Annotated in this window: 17 protein-coding genes and 1 pseudogene; 7 read left to right on the top strand and 11 right to left on the bottom strand. The window is 55.7% G+C overall.

Annotated elements, in window-relative coordinates; translation table 11 throughout:
- Position 1: 1 nt before the first annotated feature.
- Both TX24_RS21870 and TX24_RS21875 read left to right on the top strand, forming a co-directional pair.
- On the top strand, positions 2 to 6,334 hold the full coding sequence (locus TX24_RS21870; RefSeq protein ID WP_057711084.1) for a DEAD/DEAH box helicase: 6,333 nt from the start codon (positions 2 to 4) through the stop codon (positions 6,332 to 6,334).
- Positions 6,331 to 8,430 (top strand): UvrD-helicase domain-containing protein, encoded by a 2,100-nt coding sequence (locus TX24_RS21875; RefSeq protein WP_057711085.1) that lies wholly within the window; start codon positions 6,331 to 6,333, stop codon positions 8,428 to 8,430. Before TX24_RS21870 ends, TX24_RS21875 begins: the two co-directional genes overlap by 4 nt.
- Before the next feature lie 49 nt (positions 8,431 to 8,479).
- Here the strand turns inward: TX24_RS21875 and TX24_RS21880 are convergent, their stop codons facing one another.
- The 4 genes from TX24_RS21880 to TX24_RS21895 are packed head-to-tail and all read right to left on the bottom strand — an operon-like array spanning position 8,480 to position 12,177.
- On the bottom strand, positions 8,480 to 9,118 hold the full coding sequence (locus TX24_RS21880) for a PIN domain-containing protein (protein WP_057711086.1): 639 nt from the start codon (positions 9,116 to 9,118) through the stop codon (positions 8,480 to 8,482).
- Positions 9,093 to 10,262, bottom strand: coding sequence for an XRE family transcriptional regulator (locus TX24_RS21885; RefSeq protein ID WP_057711087.1), 1,170 nt, complete (start codon positions 10,260 to 10,262; stop codon positions 9,093 to 9,095). The genes TX24_RS21880 and TX24_RS21885 overlap by 26 nt, the downstream gene beginning before the upstream one ends.
- Positions 10,259 to 11,632, bottom strand: a complete 1,374-nt coding sequence (locus TX24_RS21890) for a 7-cyano-7-deazaguanine synthase (RefSeq protein WP_057711088.1) — start codon at positions 11,630 to 11,632, stop codon at positions 10,259 to 10,261. The genes TX24_RS21885 and TX24_RS21890 overlap by 4 nt, the downstream gene beginning before the upstream one ends.
- Positions 11,632 to 12,177: a hypothetical protein gene (locus tag TX24_RS21895; protein WP_082628846.1), complete on the bottom strand. Its 546-nt coding sequence runs from the start codon at positions 12,175 to 12,177 to the stop codon at positions 11,632 to 11,634. The genes TX24_RS21890 and TX24_RS21895 overlap by 1 nt, the downstream gene beginning before the upstream one ends.
- 1,084 nt (positions 12,178 to 13,261) lie before the next feature.
- Between TX24_RS21895 and TX24_RS21900 the strand changes: the two genes are divergently transcribed.
- The 5 genes from TX24_RS21900 (at position 13,262) to TX24_RS32600 (ending at position 17,841) form a co-directional block, all read left to right on the top strand.
- Positions 13,262 to 13,798: a LasR-specific antiactivator QslA gene (locus tag TX24_RS21900; RefSeq protein WP_057711090.1), complete on the top strand. Its 537-nt coding sequence runs from the start codon at positions 13,262 to 13,264 to the stop codon at positions 13,796 to 13,798.
- A gap of 1,066 nt (positions 13,799 to 14,864) precedes the next feature.
- Entirely contained in the window at positions 14,865 to 16,271 is a 1,407-nt protein-coding gene (locus TX24_RS21905; protein ID WP_057711091.1) for a YfjI family protein, read from the top strand.
- A complete protein-coding gene (locus tag TX24_RS21910; protein WP_057711092.1) occupies positions 16,258 to 16,611 on the top strand; it encodes a hypothetical protein in 354 nt (117 codons plus the stop codon). The genes TX24_RS21905 and TX24_RS21910 overlap by 14 nt, the downstream gene beginning before the upstream one ends.
- The gene (locus tag TX24_RS21915) at positions 16,595 to 17,575 is read left to right on the top strand and encodes an integrase domain-containing protein (protein ID WP_057711093.1); all 981 of its coding nucleotides are present in this window, start codon (positions 16,595 to 16,597) and stop codon (positions 17,573 to 17,575) included. The genes TX24_RS21910 and TX24_RS21915 overlap by 17 nt, the downstream gene beginning before the upstream one ends.
- Positions 17,572 to 17,841, top strand: a complete 270-nt coding sequence (locus tag TX24_RS32600; RefSeq protein ID WP_057711094.1) for a hypothetical protein — start codon at positions 17,572 to 17,574, stop codon at positions 17,839 to 17,841. The genes TX24_RS21915 and TX24_RS32600 overlap by 4 nt, the downstream gene beginning before the upstream one ends.
- Here the strand turns inward: TX24_RS32600 and TX24_RS32970 are convergent.
- From TX24_RS32970 to TX24_RS21950, 7 genes and pseudogenes are all read right to left on the bottom strand, one after another.
- Positions 17,771 to 18,023 (bottom strand): annotated as a pseudogene (locus TX24_RS32970) (hypothetical protein); the annotation flags it as partial. The gene TX24_RS32600 and the pseudogene TX24_RS32970 sit on opposite strands and share 71 nt — an antisense overlap.
- A gap of 88 nt (positions 18,024 to 18,111) precedes the next feature.
- A complete protein-coding gene (locus tag TX24_RS21925; protein ID WP_057711095.1) occupies positions 18,112 to 18,726 on the bottom strand; it encodes a LysE family translocator in 615 nt (204 codons plus the stop codon).
- A gap of 21 nt (positions 18,727 to 18,747) precedes the next feature.
- Complete coding sequence (locus tag TX24_RS21930) at positions 18,748 to 19,878, bottom strand: acyl-CoA dehydrogenase family protein (RefSeq protein WP_057711096.1); 1,131 nt, start codon at positions 19,876 to 19,878, stop codon at positions 18,748 to 18,750.
- Between the two features lie 13 nt (positions 19,879 to 19,891).
- A complete protein-coding gene (locus TX24_RS21935; protein ID WP_057711097.1) occupies positions 19,892 to 20,362 on the bottom strand; it encodes a YbaK/EbsC family protein in 471 nt (156 codons plus the stop codon).
- Positions 20,349 to 21,944: an amino acid adenylation domain-containing protein gene (locus TX24_RS21940; protein WP_057711098.1), complete on the bottom strand. Its 1,596-nt coding sequence runs from the start codon at positions 21,942 to 21,944 to the stop codon at positions 20,349 to 20,351. Before TX24_RS21940 ends, TX24_RS21935 begins: the two co-directional genes overlap by 14 nt.
- Positions 21,931 to 22,698: a thioesterase II family protein gene (locus tag TX24_RS21945; protein WP_057711099.1), complete on the bottom strand. Its 768-nt coding sequence runs from the start codon at positions 22,696 to 22,698 to the stop codon at positions 21,931 to 21,933. The genes TX24_RS21940 and TX24_RS21945 overlap by 14 nt, the downstream gene beginning before the upstream one ends.
- A gap of 4 nt (positions 22,699 to 22,702) precedes the next feature.
- Positions 22,703 to 22,972, bottom strand: coding sequence for a phosphopantetheine-binding protein (locus TX24_RS21950; RefSeq protein ID WP_057711100.1), 270 nt, complete (start codon positions 22,970 to 22,972; stop codon positions 22,703 to 22,705).
- Positions 22,973 to 22,978: the final 6 nt, after the last annotated feature.

Here is a 22,978-nt window from a genome sequence, read left to right on the forward strand (position 1 = left end):
TATGCAGCCACTTATCGTTTCTCAGCAGGTCACTCAGGGCGTCGCAGACTTTCTGCGCACCGCATTCCCGTCCACTACTACTGGTTTTGAGGGCTTGCTGGAGCGCTTTTTGGCTGAGCGCAGCAATATCTTCAAAGGGCCATATCTGACATTGCCACTGCCATTTCGCAAGCAGCTTAATGGCGGGTTACCAGCTTTTCCTTGGTTACCCGCCAGCTTTGTGCCCCATGCACATCAGGCCAAGGCTTTTGCGCGGCTGGCGGGATCAGAGGCTCAATCCACGTTGGTGGCAACGGGTACGGGGTCGGGTAAGACCGAGTGCTTTCTATATCCGATCCTTGAGCATTGTCGAGTGGCGCGTGCCGAGGGGCGGCGTGGCATCAAGGCGATCATCCTCTATCCCATGAATGCCTTGGCCAGCGACCAATCTGGGCGCGTGGCCAAGGAAATCGTTAAGGCCGCTGGCCTTAGTGGGATTCGTGCAGGCTTGTATGTGGGCGATGCACCGGCTGTAGAGTCGCAAACGGTCGCCGAATTGAGTGGCGGCAGTTATTCGGTGATTACCGACCGCAATGCCCTGCGTGAAAATCCGCCGGATATTCTGCTGACCAACTACAAGATGTTGGACTTTCTTCTGCTGCGTGCAGCAGATGCCCCTTTGTGGGCGCATCAGCAGCCGGACACGCTGCGTTATTTGGTGGTGGATGAGCTGCATACCTTTGACGGTGCGCAGGGTACTGATCTGGCCTGTTTGATTCGCCGTCTCAAGGGACGTCTGAAGGCGCCGCCGGGCCAGTTGGTGTGCGTCGGTACTTCGGCAACGCTGGGCGATGATGGCGTTAGCGATTTGCTGGCCTTTGCCGGTGATGTGTTTGGTGAAGTGTTGAATGACAGTGCGGTTATCGCCGAGGACCGCGAGTCGGTTGGGGATTATCTCGCTGAAGCCCTAGTTGAGTTCACCCAAAGCCCGCAGCCCAGTGATCTGGATACCTTGGCACCCGATAACTTTGACGACCTGCATGCCTATCTGGCGGCCCAAGCGCCTTTGTGGTTCGGTGAGCCTTGCTCGGTCACGCAGGCAGAGGATTTTGCTTGGCGCTGTGGCTTGGGTAAGGACCTGAAGAGCCACTTTGCCTTCCAGAATCTTTTGCGTGATTTGGAGCGTCTTGGACCAAAGTCCGTGTTGCTGGATGACCTGTTGGTACTGCTCAAGCGCCGTTTGCCGAGCTGCGATGATGAGCGCTTTGCGCTGCTTTGGTTGTCTAGCCTGCTGTCGTTGGTGGCGCATGCACGCCAGGATGCACATCAGAACTTTTTCTTGCAGGTAAAGGTGGAAATCTGGCTACGTGAGCTGCGCCGCATGGTGGCTGTTCTGGATGCTGAACCGCAGCTTCGGCATCACGATGACTTACGTAAAGCCGATATGGAGCGGCTGCATCTGCCGGTGATCCATTGCCGCGAGTGCCACGCCACCGGCTGGGGTTCTACGCAGCAAAAGATCAGCCCCAATCAACTCACTCATGATTTGCAGGCGTTTTACAGCGCGTTCTTCGCCGAGGATGTGAGTACCCGTTTTATCTTTCCCTCCAGTGCGGGGGCGAACCCAGCAGTGTTCGAGCGCAAGCAGGTATGCCCTGCCTGCGGCTCCTTGCATCAGGCATCACAAACCGAATGCTCACACTGTGAGGATCAGCCTTTGCTGGCTATAGATATTGCCAGCAACCTGCGTGAAGGTACGCGCAATGGCGCGAAGTACACCAAGTCGCACCATGATTGTCCTTTTTGTGCCGGTTATAAAACGCTGACAATTGTTGGTTCGCAAGCGGCCAGTCTGGCGGCGGTGATGGTGGGACAGTTGTTTGCAACGCGCTTCAATCCGGACAAGAAGCTGATTGCTTTCTCGGACTCGGTACAGGATGCGGCGCATCGTGCAGGGTTCCTTGCCGCGAGAACCTGGCGAATGAACTTACGCCCGGCGTTGGCGCAGGTAATTGCTGATGCCTATGCAGCTGGGCGACCTGTGACACTAGAAAATTTGCCAACAGCATTCGCGCAACGTTGGCGCACGGCGCTAGGTGATGGTCATTACATTGCTAACTTCCTGCCGCCGCAAATGCAGTGGCTACGTGATTACGAGACCCTGATGGAAGAGGGGGCGCTGCCTGAAAGCAGCAACCTACCTAGCGAGTTGGCGAGGGTGTTGCCTTGGGTCCTCAATGCAGAGTTTGGCCAGGATGCTCATATTGGTCGCACTCTGGTAGCGACGGGAACTGCATGCGTAGTGCCACTTGCGGGCAAGTTAGACGAAGCCGCTCAATGGCTGTTGCCACGTCTACGTGACACGCTTGAACCGTTAGCCGCCGCGCAGCTGGAAGAAGTTGTTGTTTTACTGCGCGGGCTACTGGAAAACATGCAGCGCATCGGGGCTTGGCGTGATCAGGAGCTAGGGTTTTATGCGCGAATGGGTAGCAGCCCTTGGGGGTATAAGAAGAATCCAAGCCAGTTCAAGCTTCTAACCAGCCCGCGGCCTCCGAGGTTTTTGACACTGGCAGAGTTTGGTCGCTGTGTCAGTATAACTAAGAGCCATGCCCGTTTGTTTAGCGACTGGGCGTTCAAGGCATTGCCTGCTTTGCATGATCTGGCGCTGGGTACGGATGCCTTGATTGCGCCGCTTTATCGGCTTGCTCTTGAGGCATTGGAAAGCGTTGGCTTAGCAGGTTTTGAGGAGGCTACCGAGAAGCCGGATATCCGTGTATGGGGGCTGGAGCCCTCTGCTTTCCACGTTATCTTGGGTGGCAAGGTGTGGCGGTGTGCCAGCTGCCACAGCACAACACTCTCTGGCCCAGAGGATGATTTTTCTGAGCAAGCGTGTCGCCGCGTCGATTGCCGGGGCGAGTTGCACGCACTAGATGTACCCGGTGATTTTTATCGCAAACTCTACCTGAATGCGGACATTCGGCGGGTAGTGGCGCACGAGCATACTGGTTTACTGCCGCGCGAAACGCGCGAGGCAGTAGAGCGCAACTTTAAATCCAACAGTGATCGCCCCGGGGGCATTAATGTGCTTTCCGCGACACCCACTCTTGAGATGGGTATCGATATTGGCGACTTGTCCAGCGTGCTGCAATGTTCGGTTCCTCCACAGCAGGCAAACTACATTCAGCGAGCCGGTCGGGCAGGGCGTAGCACTGGTAATGCGTTGCTGATGAGCATGGCGACCAGCAAGCCGCATGACCTGTATTTCTGGGATGACCCGAAAACCATGATTGCAGGTTCCGTGCAGGCACCTGGGGTTTTCCTTAACGCCTCGGCGGTACTTGAGCGTCAACTTACAGCGTTCACTCTAGATTGCTGGGTGCATGAGAACGGGCGGGCGGCGCAGATCCCTCAGGAAATTCGTGGGGTGTTCACTGCGATCAATAATCAGACCAACAGCAAGTTTCCTTACCCTTGGTTGAGTTATGTGGAGCAGCACCAAGCGTCGCTTCTTGAACGGCTCTTGCGCTTGTTCAATCAGGGAGATATGTGCCCTTTGAGCGACGGTACGTGCCAATGGCTGGCTAATTTCATTCAGGGCAGCAACGGTGATAGCAGCCCGTTGGCGTATAAGATCGTCAACCGTTTGCAGAGCATTGCTAGTGATGTTGAAAGCATCAAGCGCAAGCGTGAGGCCGCAGTGAAGGAGATCGATAAGCTGCAGGCATTGACGGTGCGTGGTGAGGATCAGGAGCTGGAGTTGGCACGACTGCTTCAGGATCGAACTGCGCTTTCGCGTTTGATTGGCAGCATTGAGGGTAAGGCTACGCTCAATGTGCTGACTGATGAGGGCTTGCTACCCAACTATGCGTTCCCGGAGCAAGGTGTGCTGTTGCGCTCGATCATTGTGCGCGATTCAAAGGCCGGGACATCCGCTCCTGATCCTCTGACCTTCGAATATGAGCGTCCTGGATCAACGGCCATCACTGAGTTGGCACCGAACAACACCTTTTATGCCGAAGGCAGGCGGGTGGTGATCAACCAGATCGACGTATCGAAGATCAAGCCGGAGCACTGGCGTTTCTGTAGGCAGTGCTCCTATACCGAGCCGCTATCCTCAGGTGATCAACACTCTAACTGCCCACGCTGTGGCGATACGCTGTGGCGCGACAGTGGCCGGGTGCACGAGATGTTGCGTTTGACCACGGTGTTTGCCCGAACGCTGGATCGCGATAGCCGTATTGCTGACGACTCAGACGAGCGTCAGCGCGGTTTTTATGTGCGCCAAGCTTTGGTGGATAGCCCGCCTGATGCGGTGCGTCAGGCCTTTGTGATTGACGAGCAAACATTTCCTTTCGGCTTCGAGTTTCTCGATCGGGTGACTTTTCGCGAGGTGAACTTTGGCGAGCAGTCAGCGGAAGGCATGCCGATGGAGATCGGCGGGAAGGAACTCAGCCGCCCTGGTTTTAGCATCTGCCCCGAGTGCGGCACCTTACAGCGCAAGCGCAAGGCCGAGGAGCTATATCGAAACCATTCGTCCTGGTGCGCGAAGCGCAAGAACCCCGAGGCGAGCACGCAGCAGTGCGTGTTCCTCTACCGCGAGTTCACTAGTGAGGGCATTCGTCTGTTTTTGCCCGAGGTGGGTTTTGCCGATACCAACGAGGCCCTGCTGAGCTTTGTGTCGGCTCTGGAGTTGGGGTTGGCGCGGCGGTTTAGGGGAGCAGTGGACCATCTGCGTATTGCTCTAGATATGCGTATGGCTGCGGGCTCAGATACGCCGCGTTGTTATCTGGTGATCTACGACAGCGTGCCAGGTGGCACCGGCTATCTCAAGGAATTGATGCGCGCGCCCGAACCGCTGTTGGAAGTATTCGACATTGCACTGCAAGCCCTCAATACCTGTACTTGCAACCAGAATGCGGACACCGATGGCTGTTATCGCTGTGTGTACCGCTATCACAACAGCCATGATCGTAAGTCTATCTCGCGACGTACAGCACAGAAATTGTTGGGTGAGGTGATGCAGTACAAGGGAGCACTGAAGCCAGTTACCCATCTGGCCGACGTCCAGCCAGCTAACCAGTTACTGGATAGCATGCTGGAGAGGCGGTTTGTCGAAGCGCTGCGCCGTGAGCATGAAGGTGAGAAGTTCAAGCTGAGTGAGCTATTGTTCAAGGGCAAGGCGGGCTATCAGATACAGGCTGGCTCGCGTCGCTGGCGGATGGAGTTGCAGGTCAATCTGGGAGCCAGCGAAGGTGTGTTGATTCCGTGCAAGCCTGACTTCGTATTCTGGCCAGACGATGCCGCCGACGACCTGCCCGTGGCGGTCTTTGTTGATGGTTGGCAGTACCACAAAGACATCATTACTACCGATATAGCCAAACGTATGGCGGTGGCCAGGAGCGGGAAGTTCTCAGTCTGGACGCTAACCTGGGATGATGTCGAATGCGCTTTGCAAAACCAGGTATTACCTACGCCATCGCCTTGGGCAACTTTGCTTAATGATGATCCACAGCAGGTAGTGCAGAAGCTGTGCGCGGCACAGGGCATCGCAACACTCTCCAATTTCAAATCGCTGCCGTCCTTTAGCCAGATGCATCAGCGTTTAGCCCATGGGCAACATCAAGCGCTCGGCAAATTGGCCGTCTGCCTGGCTGCGGGAATGTTGATGCCACCGGGTGACACTACTGCGCTTCAAGTCCTGCGCGAAGGGGCTTTCTGGCAGCGTTTGGATGAGCTGGGTCTGCTACCTGACCTGCAACTGCATAGGTTGAGCCTGCGTCAGCTCGGTACAGCCTGGATGCTGGCCATTGCCATGCACCCGGAGCATCTGAAGCAAGTGATGACGGGCAATGGCTCTGCAGACTCTGAGCCTGTTCTGGTTGGCGAGTGGAAAGAAGATGGCCTGCCCGAAAGCGAGCTGCAGTTACGCTGGCAGCAACTTTGGCAGGCACTTAACTTATTGTTGCCGCTGAGTCAGATTTGGGTTGGCAACGCTGAAATGCCAGGGTTACCTGCGCTGCAGGATTGTTCTGCGCTCAAAGCAAAATCCGGCGGACTGTCTGAAGCCTGGCAGGAAGCGCTGAGTCTAGCTGCACATGAAGTACAGTCTTGGGGCTTGGCTCTGGCTGGTCTGGACGTAACCGCCCCAGAAGTGGGCTATGAGTTGATGGATGAGAAAGGCCGCGTAATAGCAGAAGCCGAATTGGCTTGGCCAGATGTTCGTACCGCCGTACTACTGCCAGATTCTGGAGCAGTGGCTGCGCTTTTTGCTGGCCAAGGTTGGCATTCTTTTACCGCTGATGGCAGTGAGTTGCCTGATGAGCTGAGAACCCTTTTGATGGAGACACTGGCATGACGCTGGCACTCAAGATTGCAATGTCCGATGACTTTCTGAAGTCGTTTTCGGTAGTTCCACGTTCTCATCAGCAGGCGGTACTGACCTTCGTTGCAAAGTTTCGTCAGAACCCAATGGCGACCGGCATCAATTATGAGCGCATTCATGATGCCGCCGATCCGAACATGCGCTCGGTTCGGATCAACGACAATATGCGTGGAATCGTGCTTAAACCTGATGTGGGCAACGTTTACTGCCTGTTGTGGGTTGACCAACATGACGATGCCTATCAGTGGGCACGTCGCCATCGAGTCGCGATCCATCCGGATGTTGGCAGCATCCAGGTTTATGCAGTGCAGGAGGTGGCTAACACGAAAGCATCTGACGCCTCGGCCGAGGTGCGTGCAGTGGGACTGTTCGATGCCCTCAAGGATCGTGAGATTCGCCGGCTGGGCGTACCCGATGATCGGCTGGAAGCGGTGCGTGCCGTAACTAATGAAGGCGAACTTGAGGCGCTGGAAGCGCAATTGCCCGATGAGGCATTCGAGGCGTTGTATCTATTTGCTGCCGGCGAGCTTTTCGACAAGATCATCAGTGATCAGGCCGCGCCAGAGTCTGTCGACCCTGCAGACTTCGGGGCTGCGCTGGAGCGCGATAGCTCGCGTCGTCATTTCGTGGTACTGACTGATGACAGCGATCTGGAGGCCTTACTGGCTGCACCTCTAGAACGCTGGAGGGTCTTCCTGCACCCAACTCAGCGCAAGTTGGTGGAGCGTGACTGGAATGGTCCAGTGAAGGTGACCGGTGGTGCAGGTACTGGTAAAACTGTTGTCGCCATGCATCGCGCTGCAAGACTTGCTCGACAATATTCGAACTTGCCTGGTCGTCCGGTCTTGTTTACCACGTTCACCAAAACACTTGCCGAGGACATCCGCCAGCATTTGGCGCTGCTGTGCACCCCACAGGAATTGGAGAAAATTCAAGTAGTGAACCTGGATCAGTGGGCTTCCAGCCTTCTGCGTCGTTTTGGCTACCCACATAACCTGCTGTACAACGAAGGCGATCGTCGCCGTTTCTGGCAAGCAGCTCTGTCTGCGATGCCGACATCGGTTGATCTCAGCCTAACGTTCATGCGTGCGGAGTATGAGCGAGTGGTGCTGCCTCAAGCTTGTGAAACTGCTGAGGACTATATGCGTGCCAGTCGAGTCGGCCGTGGCGGTCAGCTCGGCCGTGCGATGCGTAAGTCTATTTGGCCGGTGTTTGCCGAATACCGTGCCCAGCTGCAAGCCGCCAATTTGCGCGAGCCTGAAGAGGCCTTCCGTGAAGCCTGTCAGTTGTTAAGGACAGAGCAGCCCGCACTCGGAATTCGGTCCATGGTGGTAGATGAAGCCCAGGACATCAGCAACGCAGGTTTTGAGCTTATTCGCACAGCCGTAGAGGAAGCTGAAAACGACCTGTTTATCGTTGGCGATGCTCACCAGCGTATCTACCGGCACAAAGTCGTACTGAGCCGGGTGGGCATTGAGGTTCGTGGCCGCAGCCGTAACCTTAAGGTGAACTACCGCACCACAGACGAAATCCGTCAATGGGCCTGTGCTCAGCTTGAAGGATGTGCTGTCGACGACCTGGACGGGAATGCGGATTCTCTGCGCGGTTACCGTTCGCTTACCCATGGTGATGTGCCGGATATCATTGAGTCGTCTTCCGTTAATGAGGATATGCCGCATATACAAACGATCCTTAAACAACTGCAGGACGATGGCATGGAGCCTCGACAGATTTGCATCACCGCACGTACTAACGAGGATCTGGAAAACATTGCTAGAGCTCTGCAGCAAGCCAATATTATTCACTTGAAACTAGATAACGCAACCTCGGACGATTCGGCACTATTGGGCGTCCGTCTAGCCACTATGCACCGCATCAAGGGGCTTGAATTTAGCGTAGTGATTGTTGCCGCCTACAAGGGAGCCACTACTTATGCAGGGCAATTTAGCCGTGATGAAGATGCCGGGGTAACCGAAGACACTGAAACTTCTGAAAGATGTCTGCTGCACGTTGCTGCTACTCGAGCAAAGAGAAATTTGTTTCTCCTAGTGCGGCCCTCTGTTGGCTGAAGTCTCAGACCTATACAGCTAAAAATTAGCTGTATAGGTCGGCCCAGCATTACTGGCTAACACTGCGACGCCCGGCCAGCTTAAGCTTTGCAAGCCTCCTAAGGCTTGGGCATAAACCTACGTTTTCGCGTCCGATCACCTTTTCAATCCAGTCGAATTGGCTGTCTCGGACTTGCATTCTGGCGTGTTTCAGCGCTTGAAGCGTTGCAACGGCTAAGGCTTTATCTCCGATTGAAATACGCACGGGCTCGTAAGCAAGAATATCGACTGTTGTAATGAGTCGCAGTGTTTCAAAACGTTGGGAGGAAATTTGAGTCGCTTTTTTTTCATCAATGACTGCGGTAAACCCGTTGCTATGTGCAAGCGCGAGTGTCGCGGCTTCTCCGTCTCCGAGCGAGGCCGCTGTGGATCCGGATACCAAGTCGAAGAAGTGCTCTAATGCAATGCCAGAAAGCTCTTCTGTCTTTAAAATTTGATTATGGATTAGCTCCAAAAGCTGTTTCGGCTCAGGCCGGCCGTTTACCGTTCCTAGCTCAATCTCCCGTATTACATTGTCAGTGACAACAATAGGAGTCGGAACTGCTTGCAGGATTGCGCTTGCATAGCCGGTCGCCAGCAAGTTTATGATGACACTGGCGTCGAGAACGAGAATGCTATCTCGATCAGTGAGACAGCTTGAAAAGGTCATCAACCTCATCCTCTTCTGCCTCATCAAGCAACTCGCGTACTTTCGCCCGATCGAGCTTAAGCAAATCCGACATTTGCCCTTCGCTGATTAGATCCTTTTTCCAGGCATCGATAGCTAACAAAAAAAGCCTAGTTGATTGCGCGCCTTCCATCGGCGCGGAATCGTGAGCTATCGTACCTAGTACCTGCTGGGCTTGGTCGTCGGTTATACCGCCATTATCCATGAACCAATCCCACGTTCCCTTTTTCGTCAGGTCCAATTCTTCAAGCCTCATCACCATTGCCTGGCGTGAAATGCCAAAGAAACTAGCGAGCAGGATGATGTGCCGACGAGTGAGGTGGGTTGATCCAATGGTCACTTCCTTGAACTTTTCCATGACAGTGCGGGCAGGCGTAAGAAAAGCATTACCGAAAGCATTCGCGTAACGTTCTTCACGCGAGTTCTCATACTTTTCGGCTTGATAGATCTCGGGCTGACGCCGCGTCGCTATAAAGTGCCCGAGCTCGTGGGCGCCAGTCTGGGTTTGACGGTCCTTCCGGTGTACTGAATTTATTAGCATACAGGCGCCAACGGCGTCGTCATAGGCAAATAGCCCAGACACTTTCGATTCAAGTCTCCGGCTATAGACACGAATTCCAAGTTGCATCTCTATGAGCGAAAACAGATCTTGGATGGGGCTTTCGCCGAGCCCTAGCCAGCTTCGGAGGCTATGTGCATCGTGCTCTGCTTGTTTGCGTACATCGCCTGGTAAGATGCTTTTTTCGGTCGGATAATTCGAGGTTTTCCGAACACCTAAAATGTTCTCAAGTTCTACTTCCGCCCTGACGAGATCATTCAGCATCCGAGCAGCTTGGTCGATGCCTGCATCACCAGTGTCTGGGAGTGAGCGGAAGCGAGGTACAAGGTCCACATGGACCGCTTCTCGGCGTAGCAACGAGTTAGCAGATACTCCATAACAGCGGCTAAGCATCTGGATCTCGTCAAGCTTTGCAGAGCGCTGTCCTTTTTCAATGGCCACAAGAGTGGTTCGAGCAAAGCCAACTGCTTTGGCCGCTGCGTCTTGGGTCATGGCCGCGGTTTCGCGCGCGACCTTCAGTCGTTCACCCAGTTCAGATGGGTTCAGTTCAAAGTTTGGTTTGTTCATGATGCGCCATCTATCCACTTCCTCACGAACGATTCTGATCTCATATCGCTCGTGAACGCTGACCATTCCTTGGCATGTTGCTGCAAGAGTCTGTCAAGGTTCTGCGCCACGGCATGTGGCGACTCGGCCAGAGCTCGAGCCAGTTCGCTCGTTCTGCGGCGTTTGATCAGTTCGTACTGCGAAGATTCCCGAATCGAAGAAAGGTGTTCGAAATGAAGCACCCCTGCAATAGCGTATTGTCGCAAGGCTTTAGTACAACTGGTGAATTCTTTTGCTGCGCCTGTTTCCCAGGTCGGGCTGTCTAGGGATTCCCATACATAATTCGTTGGTGGCTCCTCTAATCCTGCAGCGTGGACGCTAAGGCGGCGAAGCATACACGCGGCGCATATACCGCACTGCCTTCTTGCGCCTGAAACGGCTACCTGTCGGGATTGCTGCCAGCACGACCTGGTCGTTATCCAATTCGCGTGAGGGCCGCAGGTTTCCACAAACTCGCGCAGGGTCTCGCCTTTCGTCATCCAAAGCCTGGGAAAGGTGTACTGGAATCGGTAACCAAGAAGTGCTTCGATAAAGCGCTCCATCAGCTTGGTGAAGACGGGGTGATTTCGATAGTCCTCATACCCATGTGCAACAGGAAGGAGCACAGGTGCAAGTGCACCTTGTCCGCTTTCGGGGATGATGGCCATTGGAGCATCAATTAGATACGCCGCAACTGCCGATATGATACTGAATTTGAATCCGCGGCTGCGTGCACTTCTCTCAGCGCTTCTTGCATCATCAAGCTTGACTGAATATGGGATGGCCGTGAATGGAATCCTTTGGCGTTCCTTTTTTGAAATGTCGTGTTGTTTGCTCCCTATTCGAAGACGAATCAGGCGTTTACCTAGGCGCTTGCTCTCAAGCTCAGAGACCGCACGTGAGTCCATTCCATCACTGAAGGCAATGACAGCCTCTGCATCGGAAGGAAAAGCTATTTGGCCTTGCGGCGGTCTCTGTGCAGCTTGTTTTCGAGGTCCAAAATTGAAATGCCAGTCGTCTCCGGTCAAAAGGTTCAGTGCGTTGACGAGCGCTCGGTTTACCTGGTTACTCGACCACCGCTCAACGTCGTGTACTGGAGCGTGAACGATGAATCGACGGCCCCAATTCATGGAACTGCGGACAAGGTAGCGATCACAGAACTCAACTGCAGCTGATATGAGTAGTGCGTCATACGTTACGGGCTCCCATTTGTCATGGGATGAGAAGGATGCGAGAGCCTCGAGGTCGAACTCGATGTTCTTCTCGATGTAACACGGGATTACGCCGTTTCTTTTGCGGGCGCCAGGTTCAAGTATATCTACAGCTATTTCCTTAGGCGGGAAGGTGTTCATCACAACGATACCCCGTCATCAAGACCTTCCATCTTCCTCGGTGGAGCGATTCGTACGGGCTCTGGGCCCACAAGATCCAGACCGAGCTGGGTGCTCGATAGAGTAGAAATGGCATTCTGGAGTCTCTTACTCACGTGCTCTGCTCTGTGCTCATTCGAGTCGCGAAGGTAGTGTTCTTCGATCGACCGGATGTTTGCGTGGCAGCGGTCTTTAGCGGCAAGGCCTACCGCTTCATGGAATGCTTCAATTCCAAATTTGCCTTCATGGATGAGGGTGATGCTCCATTCCACAAGATTCGTTCCAAAAACGGAGGCTGCTGCAAATGCTTTCGCATCTTCAAGTTGCGTAAGCGCGATTTCTCGAATTTCCAGAGAGTTATCACAACCGGTAAACACTGCTTTCAGGGCTTCCATCAGGAGCCACGAGACCTCCATTTTGAAGTCACTGGCAACTGCATGCTTCGTAGCCTCAGCTATCTGGGAGGCATCGTAGGTGTCTTTGTCCGCACGCTTTGCCAGTTCTTTCCATGGCTTTCGCAGCTTCAAGCTTCTATGTGGCCCATCGCTCATTTCGTCCAGCCCCCAGTGAATACCGGTTTTGACATTGTCAGATATTAGTACTAAAAATCTGACAATGTCAAAGGCGCAATTGGAAACAAGGATGTGCCCGATGATTTCGGTTTCTCAATAGAGTAGAAGCTGATTTTCGTCAGCGCATAGGACATGCCATTTATGCGCGGGGGGTACGGATGAGTCGGTAGCCTTCAATGCAAAACCAGTCTGAGTCTCTGAGCCCTTCGTACAGGGAAGTTTTCCAAGAGTTGGTGTCACGGGCGTATCGCGAACGAAATTGACCATCAAGATGCTGGCGAACCCCATCGGGGCCTGAGCTAGCTCCGACCTCCTCAAGCGAATAAGAGATATCTGCCATTTCACTGGCAGCTTGTGCAGCGTAGAGCTCACCGAGGCCCATAACTCGAAAATGATGATGCACGCGTTTTGTGAGCACTTCCGTGTGTGTTAAATGCTGGCGCAGGGGGCTGAGAGTCACCGAATAGCGCCCGGCGCATCTCTTCTTCCGTCAATTCTGTATTCATAACATTTCTCAGAAGGGCGTTATGTACAACCATGCAGATTCTATCAGCGTGGTCGGACTCTGCATTATTCGTCGCTAGGTCAGACCTGAAGCGGTGCAGGGCCACCAGTCAACGTGGAGCGTCATCATCTGGCTGGCAGCTTCATTCGATGTATAGCTTATTGATACTGCATGCTTGTTTTATCACTGCTTCACATTTACGCTTTGTCCCGCCACGGTCAATCCCGTGGACGGGTGTCAGAACCTGAATTGTTCGAGGCGCATAGCGCCATAGCCAGCTATTAGGTGCTTACATAGGCTTAGCTGCTGCTTTTCTATGGCGGTCCGTGCGGGGCAGGCTTCGGCCTGGCCGGTTCCCTCGGACGCCGGTTTCTGACCCCCGTACGGTCCGCCACCCATTTCGTGTCAGAACGGCTGGGTGGACGGCTCCTTAACTGTCCGAGGAGATAAGGAAAATGACCTGTCCCCCTTTTAAGCTCGTGCGCCACCCCGGTCAAATGATTCAAGCTGCAAACCATCTCGGAGGATTCCGCGATGTTTGATCTTTCGCTTCTCATTGGCCTCCCCAAACCTAACAGCATCGATACTTCATCGCTTACCCCTGAAGATGCAGCGATTAAACTACGGCAGGCTGCAATACTTCGGCTTAATGGAGCACAGAGCGTCCTGCTTCATTTTCCACAGGATGTTGAGCTGGCGGTAGAGCTGTTGGACGACGCGGCTGTGTTGTTCGACAAGGCGTTTCGATGTTTGTCCGGTATCCCAGCTCAGCGCGTTCATCAACAGGTTGGTGAGTACGTCTCTGTCCCTTCAGCTGAAGGCTGTCCTGGTCTTCGAACACCATGGGGCAATGAATTCCGCCCGATGATTGAGGACGGCGTTCGGTGCGCTGAGACCTGGCTCGATGGTTCATCATTGCCGCTGTGGTGGGCACTGGCGCAAAATCGAAAGCATCATCGTCCAGGTGATCCCCAAGAAGCATTTGAAGCAGGTTTTCTGCTGCGGTTGCAGCAGACACTGATCATGCGACGTGAGGCCGTCACTTCTCAATCAACCCGCTTTGATGCCTGAGTCTGTAATTGACGTTTGAGATTTGCTTTTCCCGCCAAACCCTCCGATCAAGCGATCTTTGATCGCGCCGATCGGAGGGTTCACTCGCTTTTCTCGAAGCTGCGGCGTTCCACCCTCCCATTTTCAATTTGACGAACGCCACACTTGCTTTCCCACGTCAGTAATTCCCTGCAACCTTTATCAAGCGCAGCGCCATTTCAGTGTATGTGCGGATCTTTTCGTTGGGCATGGATGTAGGAGTGGCGACAGCGGCGACGCTGGCGACAACCCACGTAGAACGTGGCCTGGAGCATGGCGACAATACTGGCGACAGTCGCCACTTTCTGAGCACTTCGGCAGTGACGCTTGACCGCTTTTTCGAGTGAGTATAAAAATTGGCGCACGGATCGCTGTCGTTGACAGCACCTGCCCAGGTAGCCAGAACCTTTAAGGCTACGCCACTTGTGTGGTGGTTCTCCCGAAGTGCGATTAGCGTCCGGCGGCTCGCACGGTCACTCCACAAGAGTGATGGATGCCTACTCGACTGATCTGCCCACTGCGGCAGACGATGGACCTTCCTCGCTGCACTGCAGCAACCTCACCTCTCGACGCACCTCGCTGCGCCAGACTGCGCCCGTCTCTTTCTTCTGGAAAGAGACGGGCGCTCGTACCACTGCTGCAAGCCACGTCGTACAAGGCATTGCCGCAACTCTCCTCGTGACAATCGGCCTGACAAATCCGATTCGTCGCCATCCGCAACGACACAGGCACCGGTGCCGCAGCCTATGGAAAAGCTGCACCTGACTGACAGTCAGGCATGCCCCAGGCGTCGATGTTGTTGCCTTCTCCCACCCAGGATCTCCAGGTGCCGAACTCGTCAGTCGGCACAGCCTCCACCCGCCCGTATCTTCGGATGCGTCTAAGGAGGCCAGATTCATGGGGTTATGCCCTTGCTCCCGGTCGTAAGGAGCCGTCGTTCCGCGTCAGTGAACACCTCACAGGCCGCAGGGGCCTTGATCCCTGATAACACTCAACAGCCGTGGCGGGACTACGTGAGGACAACCAGTAATGAACGAGGAGAGTGCCCATGCAGCAGTTAGATCCAAAGCTTGAACTCCCACGGCCACCTCGACCGCTGATCGAGTCGAATCCCGTGGCCGAGCCTTATCCAGTCCAGGCATTGGGTGGGATTCTTGGACCTGCGGTGCAGCGCATGGCCGACGTCATCGGCGTGCCCCAGGCACTGGCCGCGCAATCAGTGTTGGCTGCCTCGGCGCTGGCCACTCAAGGTCATGCGGGCTTACAGCTCGACGGGAGAAATTATCCCCTGTCGCTGTACCTGATCACGGTGGCCGCGTCAGGTGATCGCAAGACCGCCGCAGACCGATGTGCATTGCTGCCGGCACGGCAATGGGAGCGTGAACAGTGGCAGCGCTATAGCGAACAACTTGCCCGGTACCGTGCCGCACAGCGACAGGCGGAGCGTATCAAGCCTGGCGATCCTGAGCCCGCAAACGGAATGTCGCTCGAAGCGGAGCCCTCAGCCCCTAGACTGATCACCACCGACCCGACTATCGAGGCCCTGATCAAGGGGCTCTGTCATGACCTGCCTAGCATGGGGCTGTTCTGTGATGAGGGTGGACAATTCCTCGGCAGCAGCACCATGAGTCGGGATAACCGTTTGAAAGCGGTCACGACCTTGTCGTCACTCTGGGATGGCAGCCCGATAGATCGCGCGCGTTCCATGGTTGGTGAAAGCTTGCGAGCCTATGACCGACGCTTGAGCCTGCACCTGATGCTGCAACCGTATTTGGCCATGCAGTTACTCTGTGATCCGTTGCTGCAGGGGCAAGGCATTCTAGGGCGCTGCTTGATGACCTGGCCCACCAGTCTAGCCGGGCAACGTAGCTACCAGGCTGTCGACTTGTCCAAAGACGCTGCCCTCAAGCGCTATCATCATCGCCTTTCGGCTCTGTTTTATCAGCCTTGGTCACTTTCCGCTGACGGAGCCTTGCAGCTGTCAAAGCTGAGCCTCAGTCCGCTGGCGCGTCGTCGCTGGATTGATTTGCATGATGCTATCGAAGCTCAGCTGGGGGAGTTTGGCGAGCTGGCCAGCGTACGGCCCAGCGGATCAAAGGCCGCCGATAACCTGCTGCGCGTCGCCGGCATTCTTGCAGTTGTGGAGGAGAGCAGCGTCGTGGAGGTCGACCATATCCAACGGGCCTCCGCTCTAGTCGGCTACTACCTCACCGAGATCCAGCGCCTGACTGAGCAGGAGCCAGTGTGTCGAGTAAAAGAGGAGGCAGACCGGCTGCTGCGATGGCTACAGGTCAAAGATTGGAAGCGTTTCAGTATTCGGGAGCTGAACCGCAACGGTCCCCGTTTTGCCCGTAAGAGCAGTCGTCATACCGCCAAACTGTTGGTCGAGTTGATTGATCATCAGTGGCTCATTACCGACGGCCACACCTTCGAGGTGCGCCATGTTCAATCTTGATGAAGCGCTGCGCAACCATCTGGCTCAGCGCCAAAAGGAGCCGAAAGCGCGATTTGTCGCCGCTACTGTCGCCACTTTGTCGCCACGCTCAAAGCCAGGCAGGGCAAGGGGTGTCGCCACTGTCGTCGCTGTCGCCACCACCCGCAAAACTGTCACCTCGACGACAGCCATCATTCAGTTGTTGAAAGAGGAGGGCGCGCATCTCTACGTCACCGACAACACGCTGTGTTTTCGCCCGACTGATTGGGCTCAGTTCGCCATCGTGAGTGCGAACTGGCGAGCCCTTTTGCATGATCTCGCGGCAGTCGATCAGGAGCAGGAAAATGGCTCGGGTCGGTAAGCGAGCGGGGCGCAATTTCGGCTTCGGTCGCCAGCTTAGCTATGCTGGACCGCAAGCACTAAAAGACCTGTTTGGCGACGGTCATTTTGCTACCGTCAAAGCCCATAGTGATCGCTGGCAGGCATTCGTGAATTGGTGTCGATCCGAGGAAGGGCCGAGGCTGAATGACGCGCGACAGATCGACCGTGACATCCTCATGCGGTACGCCACTTATGTGAGGGAGCAGGTTGATCAGGGCAACATCGGCATTGCCACCGCGCAGAACCGCCTGTCCAGTGTGAACCGAACGATGGCCGCGCTGCGCGGTGATCAGTACGTCAAAATCCCGAGCCCGAGTAAGGCGCTTGGCTTGCAGCGCTCAAGCGTGCGTAGTGAGGCTCCGCAAGGCCAAGACCGTGCGCAGGTCGAGTTGATCGCGCGGGCGCTGTTAGATCGTCAGCAGGATAGGGTGAGTGCCATTGTGGTCCTCGCCCGGGATACTGGTATGCGCCTGCGTGAAGCGATCTTGGCGGACCTACCTCGGCTGCAACGAGAGGCAGAACGATTGGGCAAGATCAACATTCAGGATGGCACCAAAGGTGGTCGGTCAGGGGCATCTGCACCGCGCTGGATTACGGTAACGGATCAAGTTCGCGATGCCCTGGATTGGGCCCGCGCGACCTCACCCAATGGCAGCCGGAATTTGTTGGCGCCCGACGAAAGCTACAAAGACTTTATGCGGGCAGTTGTGCGACCGGCACGGGACATCTTGCATGAGCATGGATTGAAAGGCTTTCATGAGCTGCGGGCGGCTTACGCCTGTGAGCGCTATGAGCAGATGACCGGCTTTCCTGCACCTCTAAATGGCGTTCGTGTTCATCGTGAAGATCGAGAGCTTGATCTGCGGGCGCGACAGCAGATCAGCCACGAGTTGGGGCATAACCGCATCGATGTGGTGAGTGCCTACATCGGAGGTCGGCGATGACGTTTGAGTTCGACATAGCGTTGTTTCTGAGTCCAGTGCTCAAAGGTGCACATGCCACGCAGCAGCGGCACATCAGGCAAGCAGAAAGGATGCACGAGATGATTCGTGAACGCTGGGGTTGCGCGACTCCCTGGTCCTGGAGAGAAAAGCACGTGAGATGGTTTCTGGAGCACTATTTGCGATGCTCAGCTCCAGCTACCATCTACTACTACGAGTTAACAGCAGGGTTGATCCGCCGTAGAAAGGCAAAAATCGCGGTTGTCTGATAGACCTTAAGCGTGAGCCCGTGAGGATGGAGTGCGCAGTATTCACTGGGTGTCGGGGTTCGCTGTAATTAGCCCGGTATGGCACTTCGAACTTCATCTCTATCAACATGCGCCAGCGCGACTTCGATTGGCTCCGGACGCTACCCACGCTCGTTCAGGATGGTGTTAGCCATGGAGCGGATGCGCGACTGACCAAGAGGGGCATATTTTTAAATAGGGAACATCGTCCTTATCCTCAGAACAGGGTAGGTGATTTCTACGGGCAGTTATTCACCACAGGCTGATCGATATTTTCACCAGTAAGATTGAGCTTGCAGCGATCAATATGGCACCAAGAGTCCCATTGGCTGGGCGTAAGTGTGGGCGCAACCAGTTTTTAGCGAGCAGGAAAACTCCAGAGGCAACCGCTAAAACCAGTCCTTTGAGCAGGCTATAGCTTAGTGAATATAGTAATGCGATCGTCAAATGAGACCTGTTCTCCCCGAGTAGCAAGGGAAACAGAAGGGAGAAAAATACCAAGGTCTTGGGATTGAGCAATCCCGCAAAAAAAGCCTCTAGCCAAGAACCTTGGAAACAGTGTGCCGTGTCAAGGCTATAAGGGCTTGGCCAATATGCATGCCTCAAAATCCTTATACCGATGATGAGAACGTAGCAGGCACCTGCTAACTTGATGCCTACGACGAGCAGGTTTGAAGCCGCAATCACTGCGCCCAGGCCATAAAGCAGAAGAGTGGCGGTGATCAATGTACCGCCGAGGTCGGCAAGCAGGCGTCGTACGGCAAACATCCAGTTATAACGCAGACTGTTACGTACCACGAGGATCGTCGAGGGGCCGGGCGATAAAATTGGCAGCAGTGAAAGTCCGAGAAAATTGACCATGTCCATGGTGATTGCCTCTCTGGATATTCAACTTGCTGGCGTACTGTCGAAGATCATGTCGCGCATCAGTTCACTCGCACCGGCGGCTATAGTGCCGGCCATGGCATCTCGATACACGCGTGCCACCTCGGAGTTAAGTTGATAGCCCTGCGCACCATGCAGTTGCGCGCAAGCCTGCGCGGCGCTAAGAGCGAGTTCGGTGGCGCGCAGTTTGAGGATGCAGGCGGAGCGCGTGTCGAGTTGGCCTTTGCTGTGCTGCCATGCCACCTGATAGGCGTAGTGCCGTAGGATTTGTTGTTCTCCGACGAGGTCTGCCAGACGGTGCCGGACACTTTGTTTGTCGCTGAGTGGGCTGCCCTGGAGTTGATGTCGACGCACGCACCCGTCGAGTACACGGATGCTGTGGTGGGCCCCACCGAGGGCTAGAAGACCTGCGACCAGGCGTTCGAAATCCAGGCCCTGCATCAGGTAGAGCAGGCCCTTGCCGGATTTGCCGAGCACATTGCAGGCCGGCACCACCAGATGGGTGAAGTCGAGATCGCAGACGTCGGCGCTGCACCAGCCAAGCATGGGGCGCGGCGTGCGCACCAGCCCCGGGCTGTCGCCATCGATCAGCAACAGACTGCTGCTGCCCAGTGCGTGCTGGCCTTCGCCGCTGCGCACCAGGGTCACGATCAAGGAGGCGCGGGAACCATTAGCGATATAGCGTTTGCTGCCCTCAACGATAAAACCGTTAGCCGAGGGTAGCGCCCTGCATTGCATCTGGCTGAGATCGCTTCCGGCGTGTTCTTCGCTGATAGCCAAGGCGGTGATGATCCGTCCTTGGCGAATGCCAGGAAGGTAGCGCTGGATTTGTTCTTCGCTACCGAACAACTCCAGGTAGGCGCTGGCCATGTAGGCATGCACCCCAACCGACGCACGGATACCGGCGTACCCCAGAGCGCCTAGCTCTTCAAGGAACACAGCGCTTTCCAGGAAGCCTTCGCCACGCTGTGGCAAGCCGAGCAGGCCGTGCTCGGCCAGGGTCTGCCAGGCGTGTTCGCAGAGATGTCCACGTCCTTCGGCAGCGTCTGCTATCGGTAAAAGCTGACTCTGCAGGATCTGGCGCACCTGTAGGGCGAATTCGCGATGGCTGTCGCTCAGGTAGGGGTTGGGCATAGTCGGTTCGCTTTTATTTCACCGAGATCACTTGGTGTGCCGAGATGATGTCTGTCAGACAGCCAGGAATTCTGAATACGGCGTTAGGGGTACCGGCTGCGGCCCAAATTTCGTCGAACGTCAGCAGGTCTTCATCGACGAACAGCTTCAGCTCTTGCTTATGTCCGAGAGGCGGAACGCCACCGATGGTGAAGCCGGTCACCTCTTTGACGAAGTCAGCATCTGCCTTGAAAATCTTGTCGCCGACCAGCCGCGAAATGGTCTTTTCGTTCACTCGGTTCGGCCCGCTTGCCAGTACCAGCACCGGGATATTGTCGCGGGTGCGAAAAATCAGCGACTTGACGATTTGGGCCTTTTCGCATCCCAGCGCTTGGGCGGCATCGTCGGCAGTGCGGGTCGAGTCCGGCAACTCCTGAACGGTCAGGTCGAGGCCGCGCTCGTGAAGGGTGTCCTGGAATTGCTGAGCGCGTTTACTGATTGTCATAAGCGGGTTCTCCCAATGGATGAAGCGTAGATAGCAGTCGCCGATGATCGATCTTGCCGGTGGCGGACAGCGGTAGGATTTCGCAGAGTTGGATGTGGCGTGGAACCATGTAGGCCGGCAGCTGCGTAGCCAGGCTAAGACGCAGTTGCTCCGGGCAACATGAGGGGTCGACGGCGATCACGAAGGCGACCAGCGACTTCTCGCCCTGCGGTGATTCAGTAACGGTAATGACGCTTTGCCGCACCTGCGGATGGCGGTTGAGATGGTAGGCAATTTCCCCCAGTTCGATTCGAAAGCCGTTGATCTTCACCTGGTCATCAGTACGTCCTTGAAACACTATGGCACCGTCTCCGCGGAAGTAGCCTCGGTCCCCGGTGCGATAGAGCCGTTCCTGGCGTTCGCCGATCAGGCATTCAAAGAAGCGCTCGCGGTTGACGTCTGGCAGTCCGAGGTAGCCTGGCGAAAGGCCGGGTCCGGCGAGACAAACCTCGCCGCTTTGACCCTGTTCGCAGAGGCGATCCTGGTCAATCAGGTAGACGCGGGTGTTCTGGATCGGGAAGCCGATGGGGAGGGCGGTATCCTCGTTGCGCAGCTCGCAGAGCGGATAGTACGTCGCGAATGTTGTGCTCTCTGTCGGGCCATAGACGCTGACGATCCGTCCCGGCCCGTATCGCTCCAGGGCTTTGGCCATATGCCGCAGAGAGTGTGCTTCTCCGCCGGTGAGGACGGTACCGACACTGTCCAACGCCTGTGGCATTTCGTCGATCAGGGTATTGAATAGGGCTGTGGTCAGAAACAGCACGCTGATCTTTTGCGTCTGCAGGATGTGCTGTAGCCGCGAAGCGCGAATGTACACGTCCGGGTAAAGCACACAGGTGCCGCCTAGCAGCAGGGCACCCCAGATTTCGAAGGTAGCCGCGTCGAAGGTCGCAGGCGCCATTTGCAGCAACCTGCTGTTCTCGTCCAGGCAGGCGTAGCGGGCGTTGTATACCAGGCGGGTAATGCCCCGGTGTGGGACAGGCACGCCTTTGGGCTTGCCTGTGGAGCCGGAGGTAAAGTTGATGTAGGCGATGGCGTCGGCTTCGATTATGAGCGGCGGGTCGCCTCGATTCTCAGTCGCTTCTGCAACGGCACTGGGTGCCAACACGTGGTAGCGGGAAAAGCGGGTGTCGTGCCTGGTGTTTTCGCTTCCCATCAGGTAGTCGCAGCATGCTTGGCCTAGCACTTCATGAATACGTTGCTCCGGCCAACCCGCATCAATGGGCAGGTAGCTCGCTCCAGCCTTCAGGATCGCCAGGAGCGCCACGATCAGTTCGGTGCTGCGTGGTAGGCTGACGGCTATTACATCGCCAGGTTGCACGCCCTTGGCAAGCAGGTACCACGCCAAGTGGTTGGCGTGGGTGTTCAACTGTTGATAGCTACACTCATGATCCTGATGCCATATGGCAATGGCGTTCGGGTGGCGCGCTACGGTGCGGGAGAACAACTCGCCGACCGAAAGGTGGTCCGGATAAGGTACGTGGGTTTGGTTGACTTGTTTGTGCAGCGCCAAGGCTGAAGGGGTTAGCTCAAGCGTTTGCATGCTGATTCCTCATTCGAGTGGTCAAGCTGTGCAGCAGTTGATGGCGATGGCTGTCGAGGAAAAAGTGATCGCCATCGATCTCGATCAGCTCAAATTCTTTCGAGGTATGCATGGACCAACCTGCCATGCTGGCTTGTCGGTCGATCGGGTCGTGGCGGCCGAAATAGGCGTGTATGGGAATCTCCAACGGTTGCTCATGCCAGTCCTCCCAAATTTCCGAGAGCCGCATGTCGCTGCGCAGTGCTGGGAGCATAAGGCGCATCAGAATCTCGCTCTGTAGTACCGCCAGCGGCGTCCCGCCCATGGTGTGTAGGGCTTGATGGAAATCCTCGGCGCAGAGTTGATGCAGATAAGGCTGCGCTTGTCGGCTGGCCGGGCTGCGGCAGCCGCTGACGAACAAACGGTGGGTCTGGCCGGGATGGCGATAGCGGATTTTCTGAGCCAGTTCGTAGGCCAGGCGTCCGCCGAAGCTGTGCCCATAGAGCGCATGGGGTGCATTAAGATAGGGTGCCAGCACCTCGAGGCAGTCCTCGATCAGTGGCGACCATTCCTCATACGGCGTTTCCTTGATTCTGGAACCTCGGCCGGGCAGGCGTACGGCGAGCAGTTCCACGTCTGCGTCCAAACCATTTACCCAACTGCGAAATAGATCGGGGTTACCTCCCGCATAAGGGAAGCAGATCAGACGCAAGCGCGGACGAATCCGGGGGCGGGGCACCAGAAGCCAGCGCTCATCGTATGCTTGCCCGGACATATCCTCAGATCTCCGTCAGGGCGTTAAAGTGTTTTGCGTTACGTTGAATGCAGGTAGCAATGTCACTTACAAGGCTCTGTGCGAAGAGATCCTCGGGGGGCAAACTGTCCTCGCCAAAATGCTCCTCAGCCTTCGCAATCAGGCGGATGGCGCTGAGTGACGTGCCTCCTGCGGCGAAGAAGTCGCTGCTGGCATTTTCCACACCTAGCCCCAATTCGCGGCAGGTATTAATCAGCCAGAACTCGATTTTGCCGATTTCTCCTACGTTGCTCATGCTCTG

The organism is Pseudomonas lactis (assembly GCF_001439845.1).
Lineage (GTDB): Bacteria > Pseudomonadota > Gammaproteobacteria > Pseudomonadales > Pseudomonadaceae > Aquipseudomonas > Aquipseudomonas lactis.